This window comes from Niveispirillum sp. KHB5.9, from assembly GCF_048066115.1.
Classification (GTDB): Bacteria; Pseudomonadota; Alphaproteobacteria; order Azospirillales; family Azospirillaceae; genus Niveispirillum.
On sequence record NZ_JBLTYX010000019.1, the window covers coordinates 1 to 25,773 of the forward strand.

19 protein-coding genes are annotated in these 25,773 nt (G+C 64.8%); 7 read left to right on the forward strand and 12 right to left on the reverse strand.

Going from position 1 to position 25,773, the window contains the following annotated elements; genetic code table 11:
• The first annotated feature begins 381 nt into the window (after positions 1-381).
• Positions 382-636 carry a TraK family protein gene (locus tag ACM9HJ_RS24190; protein WP_416574348.1) on the forward strand — a complete coding sequence of 85 codons (255 nt, stop codon included), beginning with the start codon at positions 382-384 and terminating at the stop codon, positions 634-636.
• 9 nt (positions 637-645) lie between these two features.
• Here ACM9HJ_RS24190 and ACM9HJ_RS24195 read toward each other — a convergent pair whose 3' ends face one another.
• The 9 genes from ACM9HJ_RS24195 to ACM9HJ_RS24235 form a co-directional block, all read right to left on the reverse strand.
• Positions 646-3,795, reverse strand: coding sequence for a tetratricopeptide repeat protein (locus ACM9HJ_RS24195; protein ID WP_416574349.1), 3,150 nt, complete (start codon positions 3,793-3,795; stop codon positions 646-648).
• A gap of 5 nt (positions 3,796-3,800) precedes the next feature.
• Positions 3,801-4,937, reverse strand: a complete 1,137-nt coding sequence (locus ACM9HJ_RS24200; RefSeq protein ID WP_416574350.1) for an AAA-like domain-containing protein — start codon at positions 4,935-4,937, stop codon at positions 3,801-3,803.
• Positions 4,938-5,230: 293 nt separating this feature from the next.
• Positions 5,231-6,928, reverse strand: coding sequence for a thiamine pyrophosphate-binding protein (locus ACM9HJ_RS24205; protein WP_416574351.1), 1,698 nt, complete (start codon positions 6,926-6,928; stop codon positions 5,231-5,233).
• Between the two features lie 161 nt (positions 6,929-7,089).
• Positions 7,090-8,619 carry a class I SAM-dependent methyltransferase gene (locus tag ACM9HJ_RS24210; protein WP_416574352.1) on the reverse strand — a complete coding sequence of 510 codons (1,530 nt, stop codon included), beginning with the start codon at positions 8,617-8,619 and terminating at the stop codon, positions 7,090-7,092.
• Between the two features lie 109 nt (positions 8,620-8,728).
• On the reverse strand, positions 8,729-11,299 hold the full coding sequence (gyrB, locus tag ACM9HJ_RS24215; RefSeq protein ID WP_416574353.1) for a DNA topoisomerase (ATP-hydrolyzing) subunit B: 2,571 nt from the start codon (positions 11,297-11,299) through the stop codon (positions 8,729-8,731).
• A gap of 187 nt (positions 11,300-11,486) precedes the next feature.
• Positions 11,487-12,668 carry a DNA replication/repair protein RecF gene (gene recF / locus ACM9HJ_RS24220; RefSeq protein WP_416574354.1) on the reverse strand — a complete coding sequence of 394 codons (1,182 nt, stop codon included), beginning with the start codon at positions 12,666-12,668 and terminating at the stop codon, positions 11,487-11,489.
• Positions 12,669-12,711: 43 nt separating this feature from the next.
• Positions 12,712-12,900: a hypothetical protein gene (locus tag ACM9HJ_RS24225; RefSeq protein ID WP_416574355.1), complete on the reverse strand. Its 189-nt coding sequence runs from the start codon at positions 12,898-12,900 to the stop codon at positions 12,712-12,714.
• A gap of 122 nt (positions 12,901-13,022) precedes the next feature.
• A complete protein-coding gene (gene dnaN / locus ACM9HJ_RS24230; RefSeq protein WP_416574356.1) occupies positions 13,023-14,141 on the reverse strand; it encodes a DNA polymerase III subunit beta in 1,119 nt (372 codons plus the stop codon).
• A 192-nt stretch (positions 14,142-14,333) separates the two neighbouring features.
• Positions 14,334-16,151, reverse strand: a complete 1,818-nt coding sequence (locus ACM9HJ_RS24235; RefSeq protein ID WP_416574357.1) for a DUF885 domain-containing protein — start codon at positions 16,149-16,151, stop codon at positions 14,334-14,336.
• 219 nt (positions 16,152-16,370) lie between these two features.
• Here ACM9HJ_RS24235 and ACM9HJ_RS24240 point away from each other — a divergent pair, with 219 nt between their 5' ends.
• From ACM9HJ_RS24240 to ACM9HJ_RS24265, 6 genes are all read left to right on the forward strand, one after another.
• Positions 16,371-18,476 carry a winged helix-turn-helix domain-containing protein gene (locus ACM9HJ_RS24240; RefSeq protein ID WP_416574358.1) on the forward strand — a complete coding sequence of 702 codons (2,106 nt, stop codon included), beginning with the start codon at positions 16,371-16,373 and terminating at the stop codon, positions 18,474-18,476.
• Positions 18,477-18,583: 107 nt separating this feature from the next.
• The gene (locus ACM9HJ_RS24245) at positions 18,584-19,042 is read left to right on the forward strand and encodes a (2Fe-2S)-binding protein (RefSeq protein ID WP_416574359.1); all 459 of its coding nucleotides are present in this window, start codon (positions 18,584-18,586) and stop codon (positions 19,040-19,042) included.
• A 14-nt stretch (positions 19,043-19,056) separates the two neighbouring features.
• Positions 19,057-21,246 (forward strand): molybdopterin cofactor-binding domain-containing protein, encoded by a 2,190-nt coding sequence (locus ACM9HJ_RS24250; protein ID WP_416574360.1) that lies wholly within the window; start codon positions 19,057-19,059, stop codon positions 21,244-21,246.
• A gap of 120 nt (positions 21,247-21,366) precedes the next feature.
• A complete protein-coding gene (locus tag ACM9HJ_RS24255) occupies positions 21,367-21,681 on the forward strand; it encodes a ferredoxin family 2Fe-2S iron-sulfur cluster binding protein (RefSeq protein ID WP_416574361.1) in 315 nt (104 codons plus the stop codon).
• A gap of 12 nt (positions 21,682-21,693) precedes the next feature.
• On the forward strand, positions 21,694-22,401 hold the full coding sequence (tenA, locus tag ACM9HJ_RS24260) for a thiaminase II (protein ID WP_416574362.1): 708 nt from the start codon (positions 21,694-21,696) through the stop codon (positions 22,399-22,401).
• Positions 22,398-23,252: an EamA family transporter gene (locus tag ACM9HJ_RS24265; RefSeq protein ID WP_416574363.1), complete on the forward strand. Its 855-nt coding sequence runs from the start codon at positions 22,398-22,400 to the stop codon at positions 23,250-23,252. Before tenA ends, ACM9HJ_RS24265 begins: the two co-directional genes overlap by 4 nt.
• Before the next feature lie 112 nt (positions 23,253-23,364).
• Here ACM9HJ_RS24265 and ACM9HJ_RS24270 read toward each other — a convergent pair whose 3' ends face one another.
• From ACM9HJ_RS24270 to ACM9HJ_RS24280, 3 genes are all read right to left on the reverse strand, one after another.
• Positions 23,365-24,258 carry a CPBP family intramembrane glutamic endopeptidase gene (locus ACM9HJ_RS24270; protein ID WP_416574364.1) on the reverse strand — a complete coding sequence of 298 codons (894 nt, stop codon included), beginning with the start codon at positions 24,256-24,258 and terminating at the stop codon, positions 23,365-23,367.
• Entirely contained in the window at positions 24,255-25,199 is a 945-nt protein-coding gene (locus tag ACM9HJ_RS24275; protein WP_416574365.1) for a CPBP family intramembrane glutamic endopeptidase, read from the reverse strand. Before ACM9HJ_RS24275 ends, ACM9HJ_RS24270 begins: the two co-directional genes overlap by 4 nt.
• Before the next feature lie 110 nt (positions 25,200-25,309).
• Positions 25,310-25,687 carry a helix-turn-helix domain-containing protein gene (locus ACM9HJ_RS24280; protein WP_416574366.1) on the reverse strand — a complete coding sequence of 126 codons (378 nt, stop codon included), beginning with the start codon at positions 25,685-25,687 and terminating at the stop codon, positions 25,310-25,312.
• Positions 25,688-25,773 lie beyond the last annotated feature (86 nt).

Genomic DNA, 25,773 nt, shown 5'->3' on the forward strand with positions numbered 1-25,773 from the left:
CCTATCCCCTACCCTTACCCCTCACCTGTGGACAAACCGCGCGGCAACCGCATCTGCCGCATCGCCAGGAAGGCGTGAAAGAAAGCGCCTTTTCATGGCACGAAACCGGCCTGCCAACGCCCCCATCTGCACTTTCCTGCAAGGAAGTGAACAAAGCCGCCTTTGCTCATTTGTTTGCAGCTTGTTGCGGAAACTCTCAGTCCCTCGCAGGGCCTAGCAGAACTTTGCAGCGATTCGGCGGGCAGGATAGGAGGTGTGGCGCCACACCTCGACATGGCCTTATTCGCAGTGCTGCTCAACGGCCCGATCCCGACATCAACCCCAGCCCCCAATGGACTGCCCTGTCGCCCCTGACGGGGCGATTATCATGGAGCCAGAAAGATGGACTTCAACGGCGAAACCCTGATCCAATCGCTGATCCGCAAGGGCCTGACCGACCCGGAAGCCACCCGCCGGGAACGGAATACGGCCATCCTCTACACCCTGCGCCCCCAGATCGAGGAAGCCCTGGCCAATGGCTGGACCATCAAGGCCATCTGGGAGCGCCTGACGAGGGAAAGCCGCGTCCGCATGCCGTACTCGACGTTCCGGCGATATGTGCATCGGAAGGTCATGCCAAGCTTAGAACTCCGATAATTCATATCACTACGTTTTGCGTGGGCGTCCACGCCGACGCGAGGGCGGTTCCGTCGCCGTCTGTCGGCGGTGGCGACGTGGGGCATCCATTTTGTAATAGATGAACTGCGCCGGACCCCGCACCTCGGGGTTCACATCCAGCAGCACCGCCTCACCTCTGACAAAGGCTTTAAGGGCGACATAGAGCGGTGCTACCTTGTCGGCAAAGTCGGTTTCCTCAAACCAGGTGATCAGGCGGTCGCCATAGCCCTTCCGCTCCATCAGCCGGAACAGACGGTTCAAATCATCGGCAAAGTACCAGCCACCGTCGTCCAGTTCCCCGTTCAGGACCCTGGACAGCGAGTCGCTGGCAAGGCCGAAATTGTCCTGGCCCAGCGCCAAGGCCGACTCCAGCAAGGCCTTGCCATGGGGCGGCAGTTCTTCCAACTCAGGCCACAGCACCTGTGCTGCCGACACCTGGTCGTCCAGCAAGTAGGTCCAGGCCAGATTGGCATTGGCCAGCACCGGCTCCACGGGAATGGCAGCTTGGAACAGTTCCCTAGCTCTGACTAGGTCCCCCCCAGTTTCAATCAGCAGATCACCAAGATTTATACGCGCTCCTGCTACTTCCTCCCGCAGGCCCGGCGCAGTGTCGTCGGCGAAGCGAACGATCAATGAATCAAAGGTGGCAATCGCGGCGCTGTGGTCACCCATCTCGTCAAGCGCCACCCCCTTGTTGACCATTGCCCGTGCCACATGCACCCGCAGGTCCGACGCGGTGTCGGCGGCGAAGCGGGTGATCAATGAATCAAAGGTGGCAATTGCGGCGCTTTGATCACCCATCTCGTCAAGCGCAACCCCCTTGATGACCATCGCCCGTGCCACTTGTTCCCGCAGGTCCGGCGCGGTGTCGTTGACAAAGCGGGCGATCAAGGAATCAAGGGTGGCAATCGCGGCGCTGTGGTCACCCATCTCGCCAAGGGCAACCCCCTTGTTGACCATTGCCCGTGCCACATGCACCCGCAGGTCCGGCGTGGTGTCGTCGGCGAAGCGGGCGATCAATGAGTCGCAGGTGGCAATCGCGGCGTTGTGGTCACCCATCTCGCTAAGGGCGGCACACTTCGAGACCATTGCCCGTGCCACCTGCACCCGCAGGCCCGGCGTGGTGTCGTCGGTGAAGCGGGCGATCAATGAGTCGCAGATGGCAATCGCGGCGTTGTGGTCACCCATCTCGCCAAGTGCGGCACACTTGGCGACCATCGCCCATGCCGCTTGCTCCTGCAGGTCAGGATTAGTGTCGTCAGCGAAGCGGGCGATCACCGAATCAAAGGTGGCAATCGCGCCGCTGTGGTCGCCCATATTGCCGTGGGCGAAACCCTTGTTGACCAGCGCCATGGCCACTTGCTCCTGCCGGTCAGGATCAGTGTCGTCAGCGAAGCTGGCGACTAATGAATCGCAAGCGGCAATAGCGGCGCTGTGGTCGCCCATTTGGCTGTGGGCAAAACCCTTGTTGACCAGCGCCATTGCCACCAGTATCCGCCGGTTAGGCGCGGTGTCCTCGGCGAAGCGGTCGATAACTGTCTCATAGGCGACAATCTCGGCGCTGTGGTCGCCCATTTGGCCGTGAGCAAAACCCTTCTTGACCATCACCCATGCCACTAGCTCCTGCAGGCGCGGCTCGGTGTCGTCACCAAACCGGGTGATGATATCAGTGAAGATGGATACGGCGGTGAGAAAATCTGACTTTTCAACCAAGGAGTGCCCTTGCGACAGCAGCGCCACGGCTGTTGCAAGCTTGTCGTCATGTAGGGTGTTTTCTGAGGTCGCTGGATGGTTTGCTCCTTCAACAGCCTCTACCAGTGAATGACCGATTGCGCCGCGTGCCTTTGACAATGCATACGCCTCACGGATGGCCATCTGGTAGTCGGGATGACAGAGTTGCCCCATGCCATATGCGGAAATTCTTTTGGAAATCTCATCTAGCTCATCTGCGGAATAGAAGCTGTTCAAGAAATGCACCAGCCAACGCAGCTTATGCTTTGTTCGGCGGGTACCGTGGCGCATCAGATACCAGATGTTCAGGAAACGCTCGGCAATTTGATGGCCCGTTGATGAACCGGACACGTCGGTTGTTTCGATGAGCCCATCCTTGCGCAGTTTAATCAACATTGGAGACAGGGTTGTGGTGGCGATATTGGTGATATCGGCCAGGATGCCAACGGTGATGGGGTCCCAATGAAGGGCGATTGCGTCGATCACCGCCCGTTGCTGTGCTGTCTGGTATTCCTCGATCCGCGCCTTGTAATAGGGGGTCACATGGTCCAGCAGATTATCAAGATCGGCCATCGCCTCGTTGGTTTCCGACGCTTCCAGCAGGCGATAAATCAGGGTAAGGACGCGCGGATTGCCACCGGTCAGGGTGTGCAGCGTACGTAACCGCTCCGGCTGGCTATTCAGGACGCGGATTACTGGCAGGCCATGGTCACCCCGGCGGTGAGCCAATGCCCGCATACAGGTCTCGGTATCACGCTGGTTCAGCGGTTCTAGATGGTGATGATAAAAAAAATCGTAAAAGGCGGCCTTCCGATCCGCACTTTGTTCCAAAGATTGTGTGGCGGCACCAACCATGATCGGGCCCCGCCGATCCTGTAGATAACGCCGCAGAACCCAATGTTGTTTATCCTTCAGATTGTTCAGGATCAGGTCGAGATTATCGACCAGCAACACGGGGCGGCGTTGCAATTGCGCCAGAGCCTTATTCAGTTGCTCGATGGGCGCGTCATCGCCCGCCCAGGCTGATGTTGGCAGGGCCTTATCCAGACTGGTCGCCAAGTCCAGCAGTCCCGCCTGCTCCGCCCATTCGGCCAGCGATTCCCCGCAATTGCGCCAGAAATCACCAATGGCCAGGATATTATACTGTTCTTCCCGGAACGTCAGGGGGATGAACTGTGCTGCCAATTCTGGGTCACGATTAATGGCAATGGCCAAACGCCGTAGCAGCGAGGATTTTCCCATCCCCCTGGCTCCAATCAAGATTTGATGATCCCCGCCACCATCTGGGTCGATGGCCCGCAACCGCCGCAGCAGCGTTTCCAGCACATCGGTCCGGGCCACGAAATTGGCCACGAAATCATCGTCGCTAAGGGTGCTTTGATTATAAAGAAGGGGGCTGGCGGTCATGGCGGTCACTCAACTCCATATTCTTTCCAATACCGACGAATAAGCCCGGATCGGAAGCAATAACGTTCATTCGACAGAGTAATCAGCCCATCATTATACAGCATGTCCAGAACATCTCTGACCTGGCGCTTGGTCACGCTGCCTTGCCGTTTCTGTGCCCCGGCCAGCAGGGTTTCTGTCGTCTCGCCATCGACATGCTGTGACAGTGTCTCCAGCACATATAACGCGATATCACGGTCATTTTTCGGCAGATTCTTATTGATGTGCTCTGGCCAGACGGCGAATTCTGATTTGCGATTGGGGCGAAGTAACTTCTCAAAGGCTGCTTTGAAATCATCTACCGTCGCGCGGGGGGAAATGCCATCGGCCCCCTTGGCAGAGGGACGCACCTCATTGGCAATCAATTTTAGGTAAAATGGGGCAAGCCAGCCAAGATCATCGAACATTGCATGGAAAGTGGCATCATCGGCGTCAAAAAGATGATTGAATTGCTGCTGAATTCTGGGGTCGCGCACGTAGGAGAGGGCTTGTTCTGGTGTAAAGGGCTCCAGAATGTAGGTTTCAAAATCGACAAAGGCCCCTTCAATTCCATATCGGCGGGCAATCGTGTTCAGTCCGATGGACCCAGTCAACAACCAACGCACATTCCGGTATCGTTGCTGAAGTGCGCGCATCTGATAGGCGAATGTATGGGCTTTTTTGGCATCCGCCTGTGCCAGCATCAGATAGAAATAGGCAATTTCATCAACAAGTATTACAGTATTTTGTTGCGCCTCGTTCAGAGAGGCGATCAGTGTTTCCGCAAACTCTATCGCATTTACCTTGGCCAACGCGTCCAACGGCGTGCCATTATATTGGCCGCCAAGAATGCTCGTAAAACGATGGCGTAGTTTCTCCGTCAGGCGTTCACGGATAGGAAGTTGCTCCTCAATTTGCTGGCATAGTTTTTTGGCGAAATCTTCAGGCGTCTCGATGCCCTCGACGTCGATTTCGACTGCGATCCAGCCAGCATCACGCAGATCTGTTGCCAGCCGGTTGATTGTCCAGGTTTTGCCAATGCGCCGTGGGGCGGGCATATGGATGCTGATGCCTTGCTCCAACTTGCGCTTCAGTTGGGCGCGCTCTATGTGGCGATGGTGCATTGCCCGTTCTCCAAATTTATTTAATCAGAAATATATTCTAAAATAAATAAATGTCAACGGACACTGCGGTTATCTTTCTGGGTAGCGTGCCAGCGATTCAGTCAGAGCTTTGAACTTACATTCTAGCTTACATCAATGCGTTAAGTTAAGATTATATGTTTTAAAACAATGGTATATAATATCATAGAAGAAGCTTCCCAAGCTTACGACGAGGGTTCGATTCCCTTCACCCGCTCCAGTTTTCGACATGGTCGATAAAGACGAACGGCGCCCATCGGGCGCCGTTGTCATTTTCACCCCCCCGCCAACGCCTTTTCCCTGATGCCCGCCAGCGTGCTGGTCGGCGTGATGGCTTCCGGGTCCAGGCGCACATGCACCAGGGCCGGGCGGCCGCTGGCGATGGCGGCATCGAAGGCCGCCTGGAACTCCCCCGCCTTCTCCACCGTAAAGCCCACCCCGCCATAGGCCCGCGCCAGGGTGGCGAAATCGGGGCTGTAGAGGGCCGTACCCAGGACGCGGCCGGGAAATTCCCGTTCCTGATGCATGCGGATGGTGCCGTACATGCCATTGTCGATGACCACGGCGACGATGGCGGCACCATGCTGCACGGCGGTGGCGAACTCCTGGCCATGCATCAGGAAGCAACCGTCGCCGGCCAGGGCCACGACCGTCCTTTCCGGGTGGCGCAGCTTGGCCCCCACCGAAGCCGGCAGGCCATAGCCCATCGACCCGCTGGTCGGCGCCAGCTGCGTGCCATAGGCCCGATAGCGGTGGAACCGGTGCAGCCAGATGGCATAATTGCCGGCCCCGTTGCACATCACCGAATCGGCCGGCAGGGCGCGCAGTGCATCCACCACCTCCGCCATCTGCACCGGGCCGGGATTGGCCGGCACATGGTCGGTCCAGGCGCGATAGGCGGCGCGTGCGCCCTCCCGCCAGGCAACACGGGAGGCCGGTACCGGATGGGTCAGCGCGTCCACGGCGGCGGAGACAAAGGCACGCGGGCTGGCCTGGATCGACAGGCGGGCCTGATAGACGCGGCCCAGCTCTTCGGCCCCCGGATGCACATGCACCAGCAGCACGCCGGGATCGGGAATGCCCAGCAGCTCATAGCCCTGTGACGGCACCTCCCCCAGCGTGCCGCCCAGCATCAGCAGCAGGTCGGACTGCTTCACCCGTGCCAGCAGGGCCGGGTTGGCACCGAAGCCCAGGTCGCCGGCATAGGCCCCGCTCATCCCGTCCACCAGCATCTGGCGGCGGAACTCCACGGCCAGGGGGATCTGGTGCGCTTCAGCGAAGCGGGTGAAGGCGGTGGCACTGTCGGTCGTCCAGCCGCTGCCGCCCAGGATGGCCAGCGGCCGTTCCGCCGCCGCCAGCAGGCGGGACAGATCCGCCAGGGCGGCGGGATCGGGGAAGGCTTCGGCGGGCGGTACGGCAGGCGCATCGGCCACATCCGCCAACTCGGCCAGCATATCCTCCGGCAGGGCGATGACCACGGGGCCGGGCCGCCCCTGGCAGGCCACGCGGAAGGCGCGGGATACCAGTTCGGGGATACGCGCCGCCTCGTCGATCTCGAACGCCCATTTGGTCATGGAACCGAAGAAGGCTGCGTAATCCACCTCCTGGAAGGCCCCGCGATGGCGCATGTCGCGGGCCACCTGGCCCACGAACAGGATCATCGGCGTGGCGTCCTGCTGGGCGATATGGATACCGGCAGAGGCGTTGGTGGCACCGGGACCGCGGGTGACGAAACAGATGCCGGGCCGTCCCGTCAGCTTGCCCTGGGCCTCGGCCATGATGGCGGCCCCGCCTTCCTGGCGGCAGGTGATGAAACGGATATTGCTGTCATGCAGGGCATCCAGCACGGGCAGATAGCTTTCGCCCGGCACGCCGAACACCATGTCGACCTTCTGCGCCTCCAATGCCGCGACCAGCAGGCGGGCGCCCGTGCGGGCCGCATCGGTGCCGTTGGTCGTGCCGAACTTTTTCATCACTCTGCCTCGTATATCGTTCACGGCGATTGTGCGGGGAAGAAGCGGCGGATTGAAGCGGCGGATCGCATGAAAATCCACACGAAGCCCGGCGAAACGGCGGCGATGGCCAGCGAATTGATGGACACATCATCAGCAGGCGATTGACCGGGCCTTCGGGATCAGACGATCTGGAGCTGCTTCAGGACGTGCCAGGTGGTCGTCATCAAGACATCATGGCGGCTGCGCAGTTCGGCCAGGTTGCCCTCATCATCCATCATCTGTCCGTCGCGGATGAAGCGCTGGTTGCGGGCCCGCATATGCGCCCAAACCGCCGCCGCGGGGTCGACGTCCCCTCTCTCCAGATGCGCGGACAGCAGCAGCTGCGCCGTCTGGTCGATGGCAAAGGCGTTGCCGGTCAGGGGTGAGGCCAGGTAGCCGGTATCCCCGGAATGGCGGGCCCGTGCCATCACAGCCCGGTTGAAGCGATCGGTATGGGGCCGGGCGGCGGCGGCCTGCTCCGGTGTGACGCAGGGATGCGCGTGGTTCTGGGAGACCAGAATGGTCAGGGCCTGGCAGATCTGCGCCAGCAGGAGGTCCGGAAAGGCGGCCGCCAGTTCCCCACCCGTGATGGGACCTTGCGCCAGCTTGTCCACGATGGGCAGGTAGACCTCCTTCGCCAGAACCAGCTGGCCCAGCGGAGTCGTCAGCCGCAGATCCTGCAGGCTGGCAACGGGCGCCGTCAAGACGAAAGGCGTTTGCAGCCACATCGTCTCTGCCCGGGCGGCATGCAGCGGCAGCGGCCCCTTCACGAACAGGTCGCGACGGAACTGCTGGTTCAGGATGTAGTCCTTCATCCCTTCCCGCCGGGTCGGGTTCTCCACCCCGGACAGCAGGGCCAGTTGTTCCGCGCTGAAAATCAGGCTGTCGATCCCCTCCAGCGCGCGTGCCGAAGCGATCCAGGTCAGCTTGGCCGCCGACAGCTCATCGACGACATCGGCATGGTAGAAGGGGGTCCAGTCGCGGTTGAAATATTCATGCGCGATGTAGGAACGCGGCTGGCCGCTGATCTGCTTCAACCGGTCCCCGACACCGGGATTGGACAGGAAATAGCGGGCATTGCCCTGGACCAGCGCCTCCGCCGCCTTCAGCGACTGGTCTATGCGGGTCAGGATCGGCCCGTCGCCGGCCGCCGCATGATCCACCAGCAGCCGCCGCAGCGGCATCATGGCCGCCCAGCCCGGCAGGGTGTTGTAGGAAATATAGACCAGCCCACCGACCTTCAGTCGCCGGGCGATGAACCGCACAATGGCCTGGCGGTTTTCCACGCTGATCCAGCTATAGATGCCATGCAGGACGATGATGTCGAAATCCGGCAGGTCGGTCCGCTCCACCATCTCCGCGAAGCTGCTGTCCAGGAAATGGATATTGCCTGTGCCGGCCTCCGCCGCCAGTTCACGCGCCCCGGCGATCTGCGAAGGGTTGAAATCATTGGCATAGAACTGGATCTGGGGATTGGCTGCCGCCAGCAGGTTGGCCGTGAAACCCTGGCCGCAACCCAGCTCGCAATAGGTGAGCGGACGGGCCGGGTCGGGTACCACCTGGTTTGCGGCAAGGGCCGTGAGCGACAGCAGGGTTGGCGCCAATTCCCGGAAGAAGCCGTAGGTATAGGTGATTTCCGCCACATACCCGTCGGACCAGTCATTCGACATCAGCCATCATCCTTCGTTCAGGCGCCCCGTCCCCGGGACGCCTGCTCCGCCAAACGAATCCCGGCTTGGCGTGGGGAGCCCGCTCCCCGCCCATACCCGCTGCCGGCCGTCAGACGTCCAGGTTCGCCACCTTCAGCGCATTTTCCTGGATGAAGGCGCGGCGCGGTTCGACCACATCGCCCATCAGGGTGCTGAACACATCCTCGGCATCGTCGGCGTGGCTGACCTTGACCTGCAGCAGCGAGCGGACATTGGGGTCCAGCGTGGTTTCCCACAGCTGGTCGGGGTTCATCTCCCCCAGGCCCTTGTACCGCTGGATGGTCAGGCCGTGGCGGCCCTGGTCGATCACACCCTCGAACAGCGAGGACGGGCCGGTGACATGGCGCAGGTCCTTGACGCGGTGGCGCAGGGTGCCGGCTGCCGTATAGGTGGCGGACAGATGGTCCAGCATGGCGTCCAAGCGGCGGGCTTCCGCGCTTTTCAGCAGGTCTCCGTCCAGCACATGGCGATGGGTCACGCCGCGGCGGGTGCGCGCCAGGACCAGGCCATCGACATCGGCCGAACCCTGCCAGCCGCCCACGGCGGCGGGCGTGGCATCGGCGGCCATGGCATCGCCGGCGGCCAGCGCCCGGTCGCGGGCCAGCACGTTCAGGCGCTCGGCGACCAGCACCGCCAACGAAGTGGCGCGATCGGTATCCTCCAGCAGCTTGGGCGACAGGGCGCCGACGATGGCGGCCTGTTCCACCACGTCGCGGTTGCCGGCCTTGCGGGCCAGCGCCTGGATGGCGGCCTTGGCGGCACGGGCCTGTTCGACCAGACCGCGCAGATCGTCACCACCCTTGGCGCTACCATCGGCACCCACCAGGAACACGTCATCCGTGCCCTGGGTGATCAGGTAATCCTCCAGCGCGCGGTCATCCTTCAGATAGCGTTCCTTGGCCGTGCCGCGCTTCACGCGGTACAGCGGCGGCTGCGCGATGTAGAGATAGCCATTCTCGATCAGTTCCGGCATCTGCCGGTAGAAGAAGGTCAGCAGCAAGGTACGGATATGGGCGCCGTCGACGTCGGCGTCGGTCATGATGATGATCTTGTGGTAGCGCGCCTTTGTGATGTTGAAGCCGAATTCCGGGTTCAACTCGTCACGCCCGATGCCGGTACCCAATGCTGCGATCAGCGTGCCGATTTCGGCCGAGGACAGCATCTTGTCGAACCGCGCGCGCTCCACATTCAAAATCTTGCCGCGCAGGGGCAGGATGGCCTGGTTCTGGCGCGATCGGCCCTGCTTGGCGGAACCGCCGGCCGAATCACCCTCCACGATGAACAGTTCCGACAAGGCCGGGTCGCGTTCCTGACAGTCGGCCAGCTTGCCGGGCAGGCTGGCCATGTCCAAGGCGCCCTTGCGGCGGGTCAGTTCACGCGCCTTGCGGGCGGCCTCACGCGCCGCGGCGGCTTCCACCACCTTGCCGACGATCCGCTTGGCGTCGTTGGGATGCTCCTCGAACCAGGTCGACAACGCGTCGGCGCAGATCGCCTCGACCACCGGACGCACTTCCGACGAGACCAGCTTGTCCTTGGTCTGGCTGGAGAATTTCGGGTCCGGCACCTTGACGGAGATGATGCAGGTCAGGCCTTCACGCATATCGTCGCCCGACAGCGCCACCTTCTCCTTCTTCAGGATGCCGCTTTCCTCCGCATACTTGTTGACCGTGCGGGTCAAGGCGGCGCGGAAGCCGGCCAGGTGGGTGCCGCCGTCACGCTGCGGGATGTTGTTGGTGAAGCACAGCGTCGTCTCGTGATAGCTGTCGTTCCATTGCAGTGACACTTCCACGCCGATCGACACGCCGGCTTCCGACGCGCGCTCGTTCTTGGCATAGATGCCGGGCTTGTGCAGGGCGGTCTTCGACCGGTCCAGATAGGCCACGAAGGCTTCCAGCCCGCCCTCATAGAACAGCTCGACCGTCTTCGGCTCCACACCGCGCGCGTCGGTGAAGATGATCAGCACACCGGAATTGAGGAAGGCCAGCTCGCGCAGGCGATGTTCCAGGGTCTGGAAATCGAAATCCGTCTTGGTGAAGGTGGCCTTGGACGGCAGGAAGGTCACCTCTGTGCCGGTCAGAGCCTGACCGGCGCGCTTGCCCTCGGCCACGATGGGGGCGGGGCCGACATCGGCCAGCGGGGCGGTGGCGTCGCCATGGGCGAAGCGCATTTCCCACACCCGGCCCAGGCGCCAGATGCGCAGGTCCAGGATTTCCGACAGGGCGTTCACCACCGACACGCCCACGCCGTGCAGGCCGCCGGACACCTTGTAGCTGTTCTGGTCGAACTTACCGCCGGCATGCAGCTGGGTCATGATGACCTCCGCCGCCGACACGCCCTCTTCCTTGTGGATATCCACCGGAATGCCGCGGCCATTGTCGCGCACGGTCACCGAACCGTCGGCGTTCAGGCGCACATCCACCCTGTCGGCATGACCGGCCAGGGCCTCGTCGATGGCATTGTCCACGACCTCGTACACCATGTGGTGCAGGCCGGACCCGTCATCGGTATCGCCGATATACATGCCGGGGCGTTTGCGGACGGCGTCCAGGCCCTTCAGCACCTTGATGGAACTGGCCCCGTATTCCTCTGCGGCAGCGGAAACGGACAGGGCGGCGGCGGGGTTGTGATCGGTGTTCGTCATGGTGCCGGAGTGTAGCAGAAAGAGGCTGAAAACAGGGGTAAAAGCGTGTTCGCGCTGTCAGATTTCCGCATGGTGCGGTCCCGTTTTCATTGACCGTGTCCGGTCAATGACCTCAGGCGCCGGCGCTGCCGTCCGGCAGCTTGGCTAACGCCGCATGGGCGGCGCGGCGACAGTCGCCGCCGCCCCCTCAATCCGACAATTCAACATTGTCGGATTGAGGGTTAAGCCGCGATTGCGCAACGGTCACATGGGTCGCGGAAGCCCCCAGCGGCCGGAAGATATCGGCATCGGTGCCCGTCATCCAGGCCTGGCTGCCCGTGGCCAGGATCTCATCGAACAGCGCCTGTCGGCGCCCCACATCCAGGTGGGCCGCCACCTCATCCAGCAGCAGTAGCGGGGCCGTCCCCGTCTCCGCCCGCATCAGGCGGGCATTGGCCAGGACGATGGCGATCAGCAGCGCCTTCTGCTCACCCGTGCTACCCAGTTCGGCCGGCATGTCCTTGGCCCGGTAGGTGACGGCCAAGTCGGACCGGTGCGGCCCCACCGTGGCCCCACCCGCCGCCGCATCGGCCCTACGTCCCTCGGCCAGGGCCTTGCGGAACGCATCTTCGGCTTCCAGCGCCGGGCGCCCGGCAAGCATGGCATCGACGGTGCCGATGATGGCGATGCCGGGGGCGGGAAACGGTCCCACGCCCTGGGCGGCAGCGGCTTCCAGCCGGGCGGCCATGTCGGCGCGGGCGGCGGCGACGGCAATGCCCGTCTCCGCCATCTGGCCCTCCAGCGTGGACAACCAGGCGGGATCGACCGGCCCGTCGCGCAGGATGCGGGCGCGTTCCCGCAGCGCATTCTCATACTTGGTCAGGCGGCCGGCATGGCCGGGATCGAACCCGAACACCAGCCGATCCAGGAATCGCCGCCGCCCCGCCGCCCCTTCCAGGAACAGCCGGTCCATCTGCGGCGTCAGCCAGACGACGGAGATATGTTCGGCCAGCGCGATCTGCCCCTTGGCGGGGCGCCCGTCGATATGTACCAGACGGCGCTCGCTCTCCCCACCCGCCGGGTCGCGGCCGGTGCCGATCTCCACGGGGCCGGTGGCCGTCGCCACACTGGCGGCGATGGCCCAGCCGGGACCGCCCGTCCATTCGGCGGCCGAACTGTCGCCGATCCGCTCGATCTCCGAAAGCTTGGCCCTTCGCATGCCACGGCCCGGCGCCAGGAAGCTGACCGCTTCCAGGATATTGGTCTTGCCGGCCCCGTTTTCCCCCGTCAGCACAACGGGCCGCGCATCGCATTCAAGCCGCGCGCTGGCATAGGAACGGAACCGGGTCACCGTCAGGCGGGTGACGGCCAGGGTGGGAAGCGACGGCATCAGGTGGGGGAGGTCCGGATTACGGGATGGTGGCGAGCGGGGATCACTCGACCTCAGCGGCGGCGCGTCGCTCGGCGATCAGTTCATCAGCAAGGCTGACACCTTCCGGAACATACTGACGGACCAGGGATTGGACGCGCTTCACGGCGGCATCGATGTCTTCCGGCGCGACCCTGCGGTCATTGGTCTGACGATTGATATGCATCGACACCGAATCGCCCTTTCTGTTCAAGAAAATGATTCTGACATGCCCCCACATCGTGTCAAGACGGCAAGGGAACCATCACCCCAAACAAAACACCCCGGCCGATCTCCCGGCCGGGGTGTCCCTGAAACTCAATCCATCTAACCGGATCACACCCGCATCGGCATCAGCACATACAGCGCCGAGGCATCGGCGGCGTCGCGGACGATGGTGGGGGAGTTGCCGTCGGCCATCTGCAGGCGGGCCTTGCCGCTTTCGATCTGGCCGGTGATGTCTAGCAGGTAGCGGCTGTTGAAGCCGATCTCCAGCGGGGTGGAGGCGTAGTCGACCTCCAGCTCCTCCGACGCCGAACCGGCATCGGCGGCCGTGGCCGACAGGGTCAGCACGCCCTGGCCCAGCGACAGCTTCACGGCGCGCGACTTCTCGGTGGAGATGGTGGCGACGCGGTCCACGGCGGCGGCGAACAGCTTGCTGTCCACGTCCAGCGACTTGTCATTGCCGGCGGGGATCACGCGCTCGTAATCCGGGAAGGTGCCGTCGATCAGCTTGCTGACCAGGGTGACATCGCCCAGGGAGAAGCGGATCTTGGTCTCCGACAGGCCGATCTCGACCATGTCGCCGACCTCGTCCAGCAGCTTGCGAACCTCCAGCACGGTCTTGCGCGGGATGATCACGCCGGGCAGGCCGGCCGCACCCTCGGGCAGCGGCGTCTCCACCCGCGCCAGACGGTGGCCGTCGGTGGCCACGGCGCGCAGGGACGGCTCTTCCCCGGCCTTGCCCTTGGTGGCATGGACATGGATGCCGTTCAGGTAATAGCGGGTTTCCTCGGTGCTGATGGCGAACTTGGTACGGTCGATCAGACCCTTCAGCACATCGGCCTTCAGCGCGAACTGGTGCGGCCAGCTGCCATGGGTCATTTCCGGGAAATCGGCAACCGGCAGGGTGCCCAGCTTGAAGTTGGAACGACCCGACCGCAGCGTCAGCACATCGCCCGTGGCATCCAGTTCCACCTGGCTGCCATCGGGCAGCTTGCGGGCGATGTCATAGAGCGTGTGGGCCGGGGCCGTCGCCGAACCGGGCGTCAGGATCTCCGCCGTCACGGTTTCGGAGATTTCCAGGTCCATGTCGGTGGCGACCAGCGACAGGGTGCCGTTCCCCGCGTTCAACAGGACATTGGACAGGACCGGGATGGTGTTGCGCCGTTCGACAACGCTCTGCACATGCCCGAGGGAGCGAAGCAGGGCGGCACGTTCGATGATGATCTTCATCCTGGATCCGGTCGGCTATGGTCCCCGAAGAGGGGACGTCAACGTTGCTTGATCCCCGCCAAAGCGGCGGGAAGGGGCGCTACCATAGCATAACACATCGGACATGACAGGGGTTTGCTGCATGGATTCCCCCCTTGTCTGATGGGTAGGGTGCCCCCGTCCGCCATAGCGGACGGGGGATTGTAAGGGCGGTTATTTCACCCCTTTCACCCAGGCATCTACCTGCGCTTCCAGCACCGTCAGCGGCAGGCCGCCGGAGCCCAGGATGACGTCGTGGAAGCCCTTGATGTCGAACTTGTCCCCCAGGGCGGCCTTGGCCTTGTCGCGCAGGTCCAGGATCTTCAGCTGGCCCAGCTTGTAGGCGCAGGCCTGGCCGGGCAGCACGATGTAGCGGTCGATCTCGATCGTCACCGCGCCCTCGTTCATGCCCGTGGTGTCGCGCATATAGGCGATGGCCTGTTCACGGGTCCAACGCTTGGCATGGATGCCGGTATCCACCACCAGGCGCACGGCGCGGAACAGCTCGTCCCGCAACCGGCCCAGATCGCCATAGGGGTCGTTCTCATACATCCCCATTTCCTTGGCCAGCCGCTCGGCATAGAGCGCCCAGCCTTCGGCGTAGGAGGTGAAGGGATAGACCTTGCGGAAGGTCGGCACCTCCTCGATCGTCTGGGCCAGCGCGATCTGGAAATGATGGCCGGGCACGGCTTCGTGATAGACCAGGGTCGGCAGGCTGAATTTCGGTGCCCGCGACTTCTCCCCCAGATTGATGAAGAAGATGCCGGGACGCGAACCGTCCAGCGCCGGACCGTTGTAATAGCCGCCGGGCGACGTCGCCTCGGCATATTCCGGCACCGCCTGGATATCCAGCGGCTGCTTGGGCAGCTTGTTGAACCATTCCGGGGCCTTGGCCATGACCGTGTCGGTCATGCGCTTCAGGTCGGCCAGTTCCTGGTCATAGCTGTCGCGGCCGGGCGGGTAATGCTGGGCCGGGTCCTTGTCCAGCGCCTGGATGCGCTCGCCCACCGTGCCGTCATCATGGCCCAGGCTTTTCAGCAGCACATCCATCTCGCCGGAAATGCGGGCCACTTCCGACAGGCCGATATCGTGGATGACGTCCGGCTCGATATCGACCGTGGTGTTGGCCCGCAGGGCCAGCTTGTAGAAGCGCGCGCCGTCGGGCAGGCGCCAGACGCCGGCATCGGAATTGGCCTTGGGCCGGATTTCCTCACGCATCAGCTTGGCCAGCGTCTGATAGGCGGGATAGACGCCGGTCTCCACGGCCTTGGTGGCCTCGGCGATCAGACGGGCGCGTTCAGCATCATCCACGCCGGCCTTTTCCAGCCGATCCTTGAAGGTGGTGACCAGCGGGTTTTCCGCCACCGGCCCCTTGGTGAAATTGTCCAGGACCAGCAGGCTCTTGTCGATGACGAAGTCGGGCGGTACCACACCGGCAGCCCGCTGGGCGCGCACGGAATTGCCCAGTTGTTCGAACTTCTTCGACACGGCGTTCAGGCGGCTGATATAGCGCTCGGCCGATTTCACATCCTTGACCACATGGGCGTTCGACAGAAACTGCGGCAGGCTGACGGGCGGGGAGAACAGCTGATCGACGGGATAGAGCCCGCCGCCCGGCACCGCCCAGGGGAAATCCAGCTGCGCCAGCTGCGTCTCATAAAATTCCAGCATCACCTGTTGCGACAGGGCCTGCTGCCCGGTCAGGCCGGTGAAACCCTTGATCTCCGTGATGTAGCGGGCCAGGTCCTTCTTGAACCGTTCCTGGTCCTCCAGCTTGATCTCATCCAGCTCGCCGGAATGGAAATCAACGAAGGTGCCGTCGATGAAGCCCAGCTGGGTCATCAGTTCCGGGCTGTCCAGGATCTGGGCGAAGGTCTGGCGCTCAATGGTCGGATGGATGGGCAGCGGGCCCCACAGCCCGTAACCGACGGCAATAGCGGCCAGGCCGACGACACCCCCCACGGTGCCCAGCAGAATCTTCTTCAGTTTCACTGTCGTAACCCCTCTGTTCGCGCCGCCCGTTTGTCCCTCTGCCGGTCGGTCGCGGGCGGAGAGGCTACATGCAGCAACCGACCTGCGCCAGCATGGTGGTGACCAGCGGGGACCATTCCGGCAAACGGGCACGGGACCAAAAGACCCGCGCCATTTGCCAAGCCGGATGGTTCACGGCACTCTCTCGCCCCAGTGATTCAGGGATGGGACGGGTGCGGCATGGGCGTGGCGATGGGCAACATCGATCTGGCGGTGGAGCCGGATTTCCGCCTGGGCCCCTGGCAGGTGCGCCCCTCCCTCGGCATGGCGTGCCGCGACGGGGCGGAGGTGAAGCTGGAGCCGCGCGTGCTGCAGACCCTGATCGTTCTGGTCCGGGCCGACGGGCGGACGGTGTCACGCGCCGAACTGATGCGCACCGCTTGGGGGCTGGAGGTCGGTGACGATGCCATCGGCCGCTGCATCGGCAAGCTGCGCGCCGTGCTGGCCGTGGACGGGGTCATCGGGTTCGAAACCATTCCCAAGATCGGCTACCGGCTGAATGTCGATGGCAGCATCGCCGAACCGGTGCCGGAGCTGCCGGAACTGCCGCCGATCACACCGAAGCCGGCCAAGCGCTCCCTCCCTCTGTTCTGGATCAGTATAGCCGGTCTGGCGATCCTAGCAGCAGCGGGTTCCCTGATCCTGACCCGCGACGGCGGCGACACCGCTCCACAGGCCCAGGTCGTGCCGGTGACCAGCGATCCGGGGCAGGAGGTGCAGCCCGCCATCAGCCCCGGCGGCGGTCAGATCGCCTATGCCAGTGATCGCGGCGGTGGGCGTTTCGACATCTGGGTACAGTCGTTAGCCGGCGGCACGCCGGTGCGCCTGACCGATGATCCCACCAGCGACCTGTCACCCGCCTGGTCGCCCGATGGCGGAAGGCTGGCCTTCGTACGGGTCGACCCGACGCAGCCCTGCCGCCTTGTCGTGCAGCCGGTCCCGTCCGGGCCGGAACGCATCGTCGGGTCCTGCACCATTTTCCGCGAGGTGAAGGTGGCGTGGCTGGACAATGACCGGCTGGTCTATGCCGACAAACAATCGTCGACTGCCCCCTCGCGCCTCTGGTCGCTGCCCCTGTCCGGCCCCGATGCCGGCACGCCCAAGCCGCTGACCGAACCACCGCCCGGGTTCAATGGCGACGGCGACCCGGCCTTGTCGCCCGACGGCAAGCGGCTGGCCTTCATGCGCCACCGCGCCGTCGGCGTATCCGACGTCATCGTCCGCGATCTGGCCACGGGGGCCGAAACCCAGGTGACGCGGGATGGGCGCAAGCTGCACGGGCTGGAATGGTCGGGCGACGGGCGCTGGCTCTACACATCCTCCTCCCGCGCCGGCGATTTCGGCCTGTGGCGGGTGGACCCCGATGGCAGGGAGCCGCAGGTGCGCATCGCACCGGGCCTGAACCAGCTGGGCCGCATCGGGGCCGGCGGCGACCGGGTCGCCGCGGAGGTAAGGATCAACCGGTCCACCCTGCTGCGCCTCTCCCCCGACGGCACGCAAGACGCCATGGTGCCACCCAGCAACCGGCTGGACTGGGACCCCGATATCAGCGCCAAGGGCGCGCTGGCCTTCGCGTCCGACCGTTCCGGCATGTTCGAGATCTGGGTGGCCGAACCCGGACAGGCCCCGGCCCCGGTGACGCAGTTCCAGGGCCCCTTCACCCAGTCACCGCGCTGGGCGCCCGATGGACGGCGATTGGCCCTGGTCTCCACGGTGGACGGTGCCCCCGGCCTGTTCATCCTGGACGGCACCTCGGGCCGGCTGCGGCAGGTGGCGCCGGATGCGGGGGCGGAGGATCGGGCACCCGCCTGGTCGCGCGATGGGCAGCGCCTCTATTTCGCGTCCAACCGGCTGGAGGGCTGGCGCATCTGGATCACCCGCCCGCCCTATGATCAGGCCATGCCCATCACCGAACCCGGCTGGCGCGTCGCCAAGGAGAGTGCGGACGGCCGCTGGCTCTATATGGTGAAGGAGGGTGAGGGCGGGCTGTGGCGGCAACTGTCCGATGGCGGCCCGGCGGAAAAGGTCGCCGACCTGCCCGATGCCTATGACAGCGAGAGCTGGGTGGTGGGGCCGGCGGGCGTCTATCTGGTCGAGCGGCCGGGCAACGGCCTTGCCCGCATCCTGCTGCTGCCCGCCGATGGCGGGCCGCTGCGGGTGGCGGCCGAACTGCCCGACGCCCTGACCAAATCCTCGCTCGCCCTGGACCCGGACGGGCGGCTGGTGGTCGGCAAATATCTGGGGGCGATGGTCGACATCGTCGATGTCCGCATCGGTGGACGGTGATCGGCACAATATCGGCGTCCCATCGGCTGGCCATCGGCCCTTCGACCTTCCCGGAACCCAGGCTTCCCGCCACCCTGGCCGCACCATGATGCGACCGGGTGGTTGGAATGCGATATGAGATCGATGTGAATGGCAGCCGGCACGGGGTGGACGCCCCGGCGGACATGCCGCTGCTGTGGGTGCTGCGTGACCTGCTGGGCATGACCGGCACCAAATATGGCTGCGGCGTCGCCCAGTGCGGGGCCTGTACCGTGCTGCTGGATGGCCAGGCCGTGCGCGCCTGCCAGTTCCCCATGGAACAGTATGCCGGGCAGAAGGTGGCCACGGTGGAGGGGCTGTCGGCTGACCGCACCCACCCGCTGCAACGGGCCTGGATCGCCGAACACGTGCCGCAATGCGGCTATTGCCAGTCGGGCATGCTGATGGCGGCCGACGCCTTGTTACGCGAGACACCGCAGCCCAGCGACGCCCAGATCGATGCCGCCATGACCAACCTGTGCCGTTGCGGCACCCTGCCCCGCGTGCGCCGCGCCATCCGCCGCGCGTGCGGCCAGTTGCCGGCCTGAGGGGGAGACGGATCATGGTCATGTCGTTTCACCGCCGTTCCCTGTTCCGCGCCATGGGGGCGGGCCTGACCCTGGGCCTGCTGCCCGGCGGGGTCATGGCCGTGGCCGCGCCCGGCCAGGGGGCGACCGTCAATAATTGGCTGCATGTCGGGGCCGATGGCGCCGTCACCCTGTTCAGCAATGCCCAGGAGATGGGCCAGGGCGGGTTCAGCGGCGTGGCCCAGCTGCTGGCCAATGAGCTGTGCGTGGCCTGGGACAAGGTGGCGGTGAAGCCCGCGCCCATCATCGATGCCATGGGCATGGCCGGCGGCACGTCGCACTGGACGGGCGGCAGTTCATCCATCCGCAGCCAGTGGGACAAGCTGCGCAAGGCCGGGGCCGCTGCCCGCCAGATGCTGGTCACCGCCGGTGCCCGCATGCTGGGTGTGCCGGAGGGTGATTGCCGCGCCGTGGACGGCCATGTCCACCATTCCCCCAGCGGGCGACGGATCGCCTATGGCGCGATCGCCGACATGGCGGCCCGCCTGCCCGTGCCGGCGGAGCCCAAATTGCTGGACCGTGTCGACTGGACCCTGGTGGGCCAGCCTTTGATCCGCAAGGATATCGGCGCCAAGGTCGATGGCAGCGCCACCTATGCCACCGACATCAAGCTGCCGGGCCTCTTGTCCGCCACTTTGATGCAATGCCCGGTGTTCGGCGGCCGGCTGGTCTCCGTCGATCCCGCCCCGGCCCTGGCCGTGCCCGGCGTGCGCCATGTGGTGCCGGTGAAGGATGCCTCCATCCCCATTCCCGGTGCCGACCGGCCCATGGTCCTGGTCGATGCGGTGGTCGTCATCGCCGACCATTGGTGGGCGGCGCGCCAGGGGTTGCTGGCGCTGTCCCCCGTCTGGGATTTCCACGGCAAGGATGATCTGGATACCGACGGCATGCATGGCATCGTGATGGCCAGGCTGGACGATCCCGGCAGCATAGCCAAGAACCGGCGGGAGGAGGATGAGGGCGCCATCCGTGCCGCCCATACCGCCGGCATGGCCACGGCCGTGAAGACCCTGACCTGGGATTACCGCGTCCCCGCCCTGGCCCATGCGCAGATGGAACCGATGTCGGCCGTGGCCGATCTCAGCCCCGGCCAGGCCACCGCCTGGACCGGCAGCCAGTTCCCCAGCTCCGTCCGCCGCATCCTGTCGGGCCTGTCCGGCCTGGCGGAGGACAAGGTGACGACCAATATCCTGATCTCCGGCGGCGGGTTCGGGCGGCGGTACCTGAACGATTATGTCGGCTATGCCGCGTATCTCTCCAAACAGGTCGCCGCCCCGGTGAAGCTGATCTATTCGCGGGAGGAGGATCTGTCCCAGGGCCGTTACCGCCCCGCCACCGGCTGCCGCATCAAGGTCGGGCTGGACGCGGACGGCATGCCCGTGGCCATCCACACCCATTGCGCCCCGGCATCGGGCAATGTCTGGGTCTCCATGGTCTCCCCGGGTACGGCGGCACAGCCTGATCACCAGCCCAGCTATTACCTGCCCAACCCGCTGACCACCATGGCCGAAGTCGGCTTGCCCGTACCCAACGGCCCCTGGCGGGCACCGGGCAGCACCCAGGGCGCCTTCTTCTTCGAGACGTTCGTGGATGACCTGGCCCACGCGCTGGACCAGGACCCCGTCGCCTATCGCCGCCGGCTGCTGGCCGGCAATCCCCGCGCGCTGCGGGTGCTGGATGCGGCCGTGGCGGCCAGCGGCTGGGGCCGGACGCTGCCTCAAGGGACAGGCTTGGGTGTCGCCATCTGGAACAGCTTCCAGTCCATCGCCGCCCAGGTGGTGCAAGTGGCGGTGGACGGCGACAAGGTGCGGGTGGAGAAGGTGTGGTGCGCCTTCGATTGCGGCACCATGGTCAATCCCGACAGCGTCAGGGCGCAGGGCGAGGGCTCCATCCTGATGGCCCTGTCGGCCAGCCTAGCGGAGAAGGTGGAACTGTCGAAAGGAGCGGTCACTACCCGCAATTTCGACCTGTACAGCCTGATCCGCATGGACCGCATCCCCGAAATGGAGATCATCCCGATCGAAAGCCCCGACGCACCGGTGGGTGGTGCAGGGGAGCCGATGACACCGCCGCTGCCCCCGGCTTTGGTCAATGCCATCTTCGCCGCCACCGGACGGCGATTGCGGTCGCTGCCCCTGACCGATCACGGGTTCCAGGTGGCATGACGGGCGGGTGGTGCTGCATGCCCCATCCGCAGCACCACCCTTCCCTGTCCAAACGGCGCTTTACTTGGGCGCCGCCGCTTCGTAACAAGACGCGACGTCTTGTTTTGGAGTTCGGGCGCAATGCCGAAGATGGTGTTCATTGAAACCGACGGCACCCGCCGCGAGGTGGATGCCCCCCTGGGCCTGTCGATTCTGGAAGTGGCGCGCCGCCACGATATCGACCTGGAAGGAGCCTGCGAGGGCTCGCTGGCCTGTTCCACCTGCCATGTCATCGTGGCGCCGGAATGGTACGACCTGCTGCCCGACGCGCAGGAGGACGAGGAGGATATGCTGGATCTGGCCTTCGGCCTGACCAAGACCTCCCGCCTGGGCTGCCAGATCCGCATCAGCCCGGAACTGGACGGGCTGACGGTCAAGCTGCCGGGCGCCAAGTAAGGCAGCCTTCCCATGCCGCCGGTAAAGCAGACATTGCCCGACATCGCGACGCCGGGCAGCCTGTTCGACCGGCTGCGGGCGGCATCGCGCCCGTCCTGGGACCGCTATGTCCGCCACGGTTTCGTGGCCGGGATGGGTGACGGCACCCTGCCGGAGGCCTGCTTCCGGCATTACCTGATCCAGGATTATCTGTTCCTGATCCATTTCGCCCGCGCCTATGCGCTGGCCGCCTTCAAGGCCGATACCCTGTCCGACATGCGCGCGGCGGCCCGGTCCATGTCCGCCATCCTGGACCTGGAAATGGGCCTGCACGTCAAATATTGCGCCGGCTGGGGCCTGGATGAGGCGGCGATGCAGGCCACGCCGGAGGCGCAGGGGACCCTGGCCTATACCCGCTTCGTGCTGGAACGCGGGCTGGCCGGCGACGTGCTGGACCTGCATGTGGCACTCGCCCCCTGCATCGTCGGCTATGCGGAGATCGCATCCAACCTGCTGGCCGATCCGGCGACGAATCTCGACGGCAATCCCTATGCCGACTGGATCGCGATGTATGCCGACCCCGAATACCGCGTCGTGGCAACGGCGCAGGTGGAACTGCTCGACCGGCTGTCGACCACGCGCGGGGGTGAGGCGCGGTTCAAAGACCTGTGCCGCACCTTCGATGCGGCCAGCCGGCTGGAGGCCGGGTTCTGGGACATGGGCATGGGGCTGCTGCCATGAAGGAGGCCCAGGACCACAAGCTGGCCCTGCTGGCGCCCTTGCTGCTGGTCCTGTCGGTCGCCATGCCGCCGCTGGGCGGCGGGCTGGCCAAGGACGTGTCGCAGGGCCATGACATCCTGGCCCTGTCCTTCCTGCGCAATGCCCTGGCGGCTTTGGTCATGCTGCTGGTCGTGCGCCCGTCCTTCCGCGACCTGACGCCGGTGCAATGGCGGGCGGCGGTGGCGCTGGGGGCGGCGCTGGCCATCATGAACGCCAATTTCTATCTGGCGCTCGCCCGGCTGCCGCTGGGTGTGGCGGTGGCCATCGAGTTCCTGGGCCCGCTGGGCGTGGCCATGATCGGGGCGCGGCGCATCGCCGATTATCTGTGGCCGGCTCTGGCGCTGGTGGGTGTGCTGCTGCTGACGCCGCTGGCGGGAACGGAAAGGCTGGACCCGCTGGGCCTGATGTTCGCCATCATCACGGCCGGCGGCTGGGCCGCCTATATCCTGCTGTCGCGGCGGGTGGGCCAGGCGATCCCCGGCATGAAGGGCCTAGCCCTGGCGCTGCTGTTCGCCACGCTCTTCACCCTGCCGGTGGGCCTGCCCGTGGCCGGTCCCTATTTCGCCAGCCCGGAGATGGTGGCCAAGGTGGTGGCCGTTTCCATGCTGTCGACCCTGCTGCCCTATGCGCTGGAATTCGTGGCGCTGCGGCACGTGTCCACGGCACTGTTCGGCATCATGATGGCGCTGGAGCCGGCCCTGTCGGCCGTGGTCGGCCTGCTGCTGCTGGGGGAGGTGCTGTCGCTGTCTGCCGTCGCGGCCATCGCGCTGATCTGTGCGGCGGCCGTGGGATCAAGCCTGGCGCGGCGATAGAGCGGTTTTCCTTGTGCCGGGAAAACCGCTCCGGCGGCGACTGCCGCCGCGCGGCACATGGCGCGTAAGCCAAGCCGCGGATGCGGCGCCGGCGCCTGAGGAACACGAAAAGCTAGACCTGTTTTCGGTCAACCGAAAACAGGTCTAATCCCCGCTCCACGAACCCCGTCCTGATCCCCGCCAGCCAGTAGAAACCGATGGTCAGTGCCTGATGCAGGGCGAACTCGCCCCAATCGGCCAGCCCGTCCAGGTCCGGCGGATCGGAATCGACGCGGGTCAGCAGGTCGGGGAAGGAGAAATCGGCCCCGCCGATGAAGATGGAGAACAGCACATTGTTGATGATGTGCACACCCATCGCCGCCTCCAGCCGGCCGAAGCGGGTGGTGATCCAGGACAGGAACAGGGCCATGGCCATGATCTCCGCCCGCTGCCCCCATACCGCCCGCGCCCCAGACCCTTCATGCGCCAGGGTGAACAGCAATCCCGTCAGCAATGCCGCCGGCAGCGCATGGCGGAACAGCAGCTGTGCGCCCTGGGCCAGATATCCGCGGAACAGCAATTCCTCCGCCGATGCCTGCAAGGTGAACAGCAGTACGCTGACCGGGGCCAGCGTCAGGAAGACCAATGCCGCCGTGCCCGTGGGCTGCAACTCCCCATTCCACAGCCCGATCGCCACCTGCGCCAGCAGCGGCACGGCCCAGACCAGCGCCGACCGGCCCAGCATGCCCCAATCGGCCGGCCGGCCGGGCGCCACCAGATCGCCCAGCCGCATTCCGTGCACGAAATGTGCGACCAGGGCCAGGGCCGGGATGGCCATGGCATTGATGGCCAGCAGCGCGAAGGACTGCATCACGGGCACATCCGGCACGGTGCGCATGAAAAGAAAGACCGGCAGGCCCAGCACGACCAGTGCCGCAATCGTCAGGAGAATGCCCAGCAGGTAGGACCGGCGCGACTGTCCCGTCGCCAGCCCGGCCAGATGCACCGGCACCACGGGACCGTTCATTCCGGCCGCTCCCGTTCCCGCCAGCGTCCTTCGACAAAGCCGGTACGCAGACCGATGAACCAGTAATTGGCACAGACCGCGCCATAGACCAGCGTCTGGGCCAGCAGCGCATTGATGCTGAACTCCCTGTCGGGGAGATCCTCCTGGAATCCGCTGACCGCTGGCAGACCGTAGTCGGGTCGGGCGGCGAGCGTAAAGACGATCAGGTTATGGGCGAAATGCACACCCATGGCCGGCTCCAGCCGCCCGGACTGCGCCGTCAGCCAGGACAGCGCCAGACTGATCATCAGGATGTTGGTCTTGCGGTCCCAGCCTACATCCCATCCGCCCGTGTCATGCAGCGCTAGGAAGATCAGGGCGACGGGCAATGCGGCCAGCGCCGCATGGCCGAACAGCACCTGGAACCCCTGCGCCAGATATCCCCGGCAAACCATCTCTTCCGCCGTGGCCTGCAACGCCACGATCACCAGCATCATGGGCAGAAGCGCCAATGCCACCTTCCAGTCGCCCAGGCTCAATTGCCCGCTCATCACGGCCATGATCACGATGGGGGTGAAGGCCAGGGCATAGGTGCCGGCCGACCGGGCCATCATGCCCAGGTCCAGATGCTGTTCGGGCGCTACCACGCTCATGAGCGAACGGCCCTGCATATTCACCACCACGCCCAGGACCAGGATGATGGCGGCCAGGGCCAGCAGATTGGTGATGCGGCGGATGGCGGGGTCTCCGGCGGCCCAACCCAGCGACAGGCTAATCGTCTCCGACACCCCGCCCGCGACCCAGGCCACGGGAAAGACCAGCAGACCCAGCGCCAGCATCCCCGCCAGGTAATGCCAGAAGGACAGGCGCAGATGCACGCCGACCTGATGGACCGGCACGGGCCGCCAGCCCCGATCCTTGCCCTGCTGCCGCATGAAGCCTTCCGTCCGCTGTTCCCCCATGGGTTTACCCGCAGGCGGCGGGTGGACGCAAGCCAGGGACCCTATGGCAAAAGTCCGGGCAGCAAAAAGGGGAGCCGAAGCTCCCCTTGATGGCCACGGTCTGGCGCCACTTAATCCCGCCAGATATAGCCGGTGCCGGGATCGTTGCCGATGGCATCGAACCCGTCATCCACATCGCGGAATTTCTTGCGGATGCGCTTAATGAAGGCGCGGACATTGGCGCGATAGCCGGCATGGCCCTTGCCGGCCATGAAGCCCGGCCCATGCACCAGGTCGTACAGTTCGCGATAGCTGACGGGCTCCCCCTGCCGGTGGATCATCAGGTGCAGCATTTTCAGCTCCGTCCCCGTGACGGGAACGGGCCGGCCGCGCCATGTGGCGCGGCCCACGTCGAGCCGCAGTTGCAGGTCGCCCTGCACCAGATTGGAATGGCCGACCGGCCCCTTGGACGGGGCGGCCGCGGCGAACATTGGACCGCTGAGCGACATGGGCTTGCTCCTTCTTAAGGTTTCGTCGGCTTCCTCCCCCGCCGACCTCTCTTGTGACTTTAGGATCACCCGGCCGCGATGGCGCG

What these genes read in the sequence shown, in the direction of transcription:
- ACM9HJ_RS24190 (WP_416574348.1), top strand. Translation starts at nt 382, where the DNA reads ATGGACTTCAACGGCGAAACCCTGATCCAATCGCTGATCCGCAAGGGC.
- ACM9HJ_RS24195 (WP_416574349.1), bottom strand. Translation starts at nt 3,795, where the DNA reads ATGACCGCCAGCCCCCTTCTTTATAATCAAAGCACCCTTAGCGACGAT.
- ACM9HJ_RS24200 (WP_416574350.1), bottom strand. Translation starts at nt 4,937, where the DNA reads ATGCACCATCGCCACATAGAGCGCGCCCAACTGAAGCGCAAGTTGGAG.
- ACM9HJ_RS24205 (WP_416574351.1), bottom strand. Translation starts at nt 6,928, where the DNA reads ATGAAAAAGTTCGGCACGACCAACGGCACCGATGCGGCCCGCACGGGC.
- ACM9HJ_RS24210 (WP_416574352.1), bottom strand. Translation starts at nt 8,619, where the DNA reads ATGTCGAATGACTGGTCCGACGGGTATGTGGCGGAAATCACCTATACC.
- gyrB (WP_416574353.1), bottom strand. Translation starts at nt 11,299, where the DNA reads ATGACGAACACCGATCACAACCCCGCCGCCGCCCTGTCCGTTTCCGCT.
- recF (WP_416574354.1), bottom strand. Translation starts at nt 12,668, where the DNA reads ATGCCGTCGCTTCCCACCCTGGCCGTCACCCGCCTGACGGTGACCCGG.
- dnaN (WP_416574356.1), bottom strand. Translation starts at nt 14,141, where the DNA reads ATGAAGATCATCATCGAACGTGCCGCCCTGCTTCGCTCCCTCGGGCAT.
- ACM9HJ_RS24240 (WP_416574358.1), top strand. Translation starts at nt 16,371, where the DNA reads ATGGGCGTGGCGATGGGCAACATCGATCTGGCGGTGGAGCCGGATTTC.
- ACM9HJ_RS24245 (WP_416574359.1), top strand. Translation starts at nt 18,584, where the DNA reads ATGCGATATGAGATCGATGTGAATGGCAGCCGGCACGGGGTGGACGCC.
- ACM9HJ_RS24250 (WP_416574360.1), top strand. Translation starts at nt 19,057, where the DNA reads ATGGTCATGTCGTTTCACCGCCGTTCCCTGTTCCGCGCCATGGGGGCG.
- ACM9HJ_RS24255 (WP_416574361.1), top strand. Translation starts at nt 21,367, where the DNA reads ATGCCGAAGATGGTGTTCATTGAAACCGACGGCACCCGCCGCGAGGTG.
- tenA (WP_416574362.1), top strand. Translation starts at nt 21,694, where the DNA reads ATGCCGCCGGTAAAGCAGACATTGCCCGACATCGCGACGCCGGGCAGC.
- ACM9HJ_RS24265 (WP_416574363.1), top strand. Translation starts at nt 22,398, where the DNA reads ATGAAGGAGGCCCAGGACCACAAGCTGGCCCTGCTGGCGCCCTTGCTG.
- ACM9HJ_RS24270 (WP_416574364.1), bottom strand. Translation starts at nt 24,258, where the DNA reads ATGAACGGTCCCGTGGTGCCGGTGCATCTGGCCGGGCTGGCGACGGGA.
- ACM9HJ_RS24275 (WP_416574365.1), bottom strand. Translation starts at nt 25,199, where the DNA reads ATGGGGGAACAGCGGACGGAAGGCTTCATGCGGCAGCAGGGCAAGGAT.
- ACM9HJ_RS24280 (WP_416574366.1), bottom strand. Translation starts at nt 25,687, where the DNA reads ATGTCGCTCAGCGGTCCAATGTTCGCCGCGGCCGCCCCGTCCAAGGGG.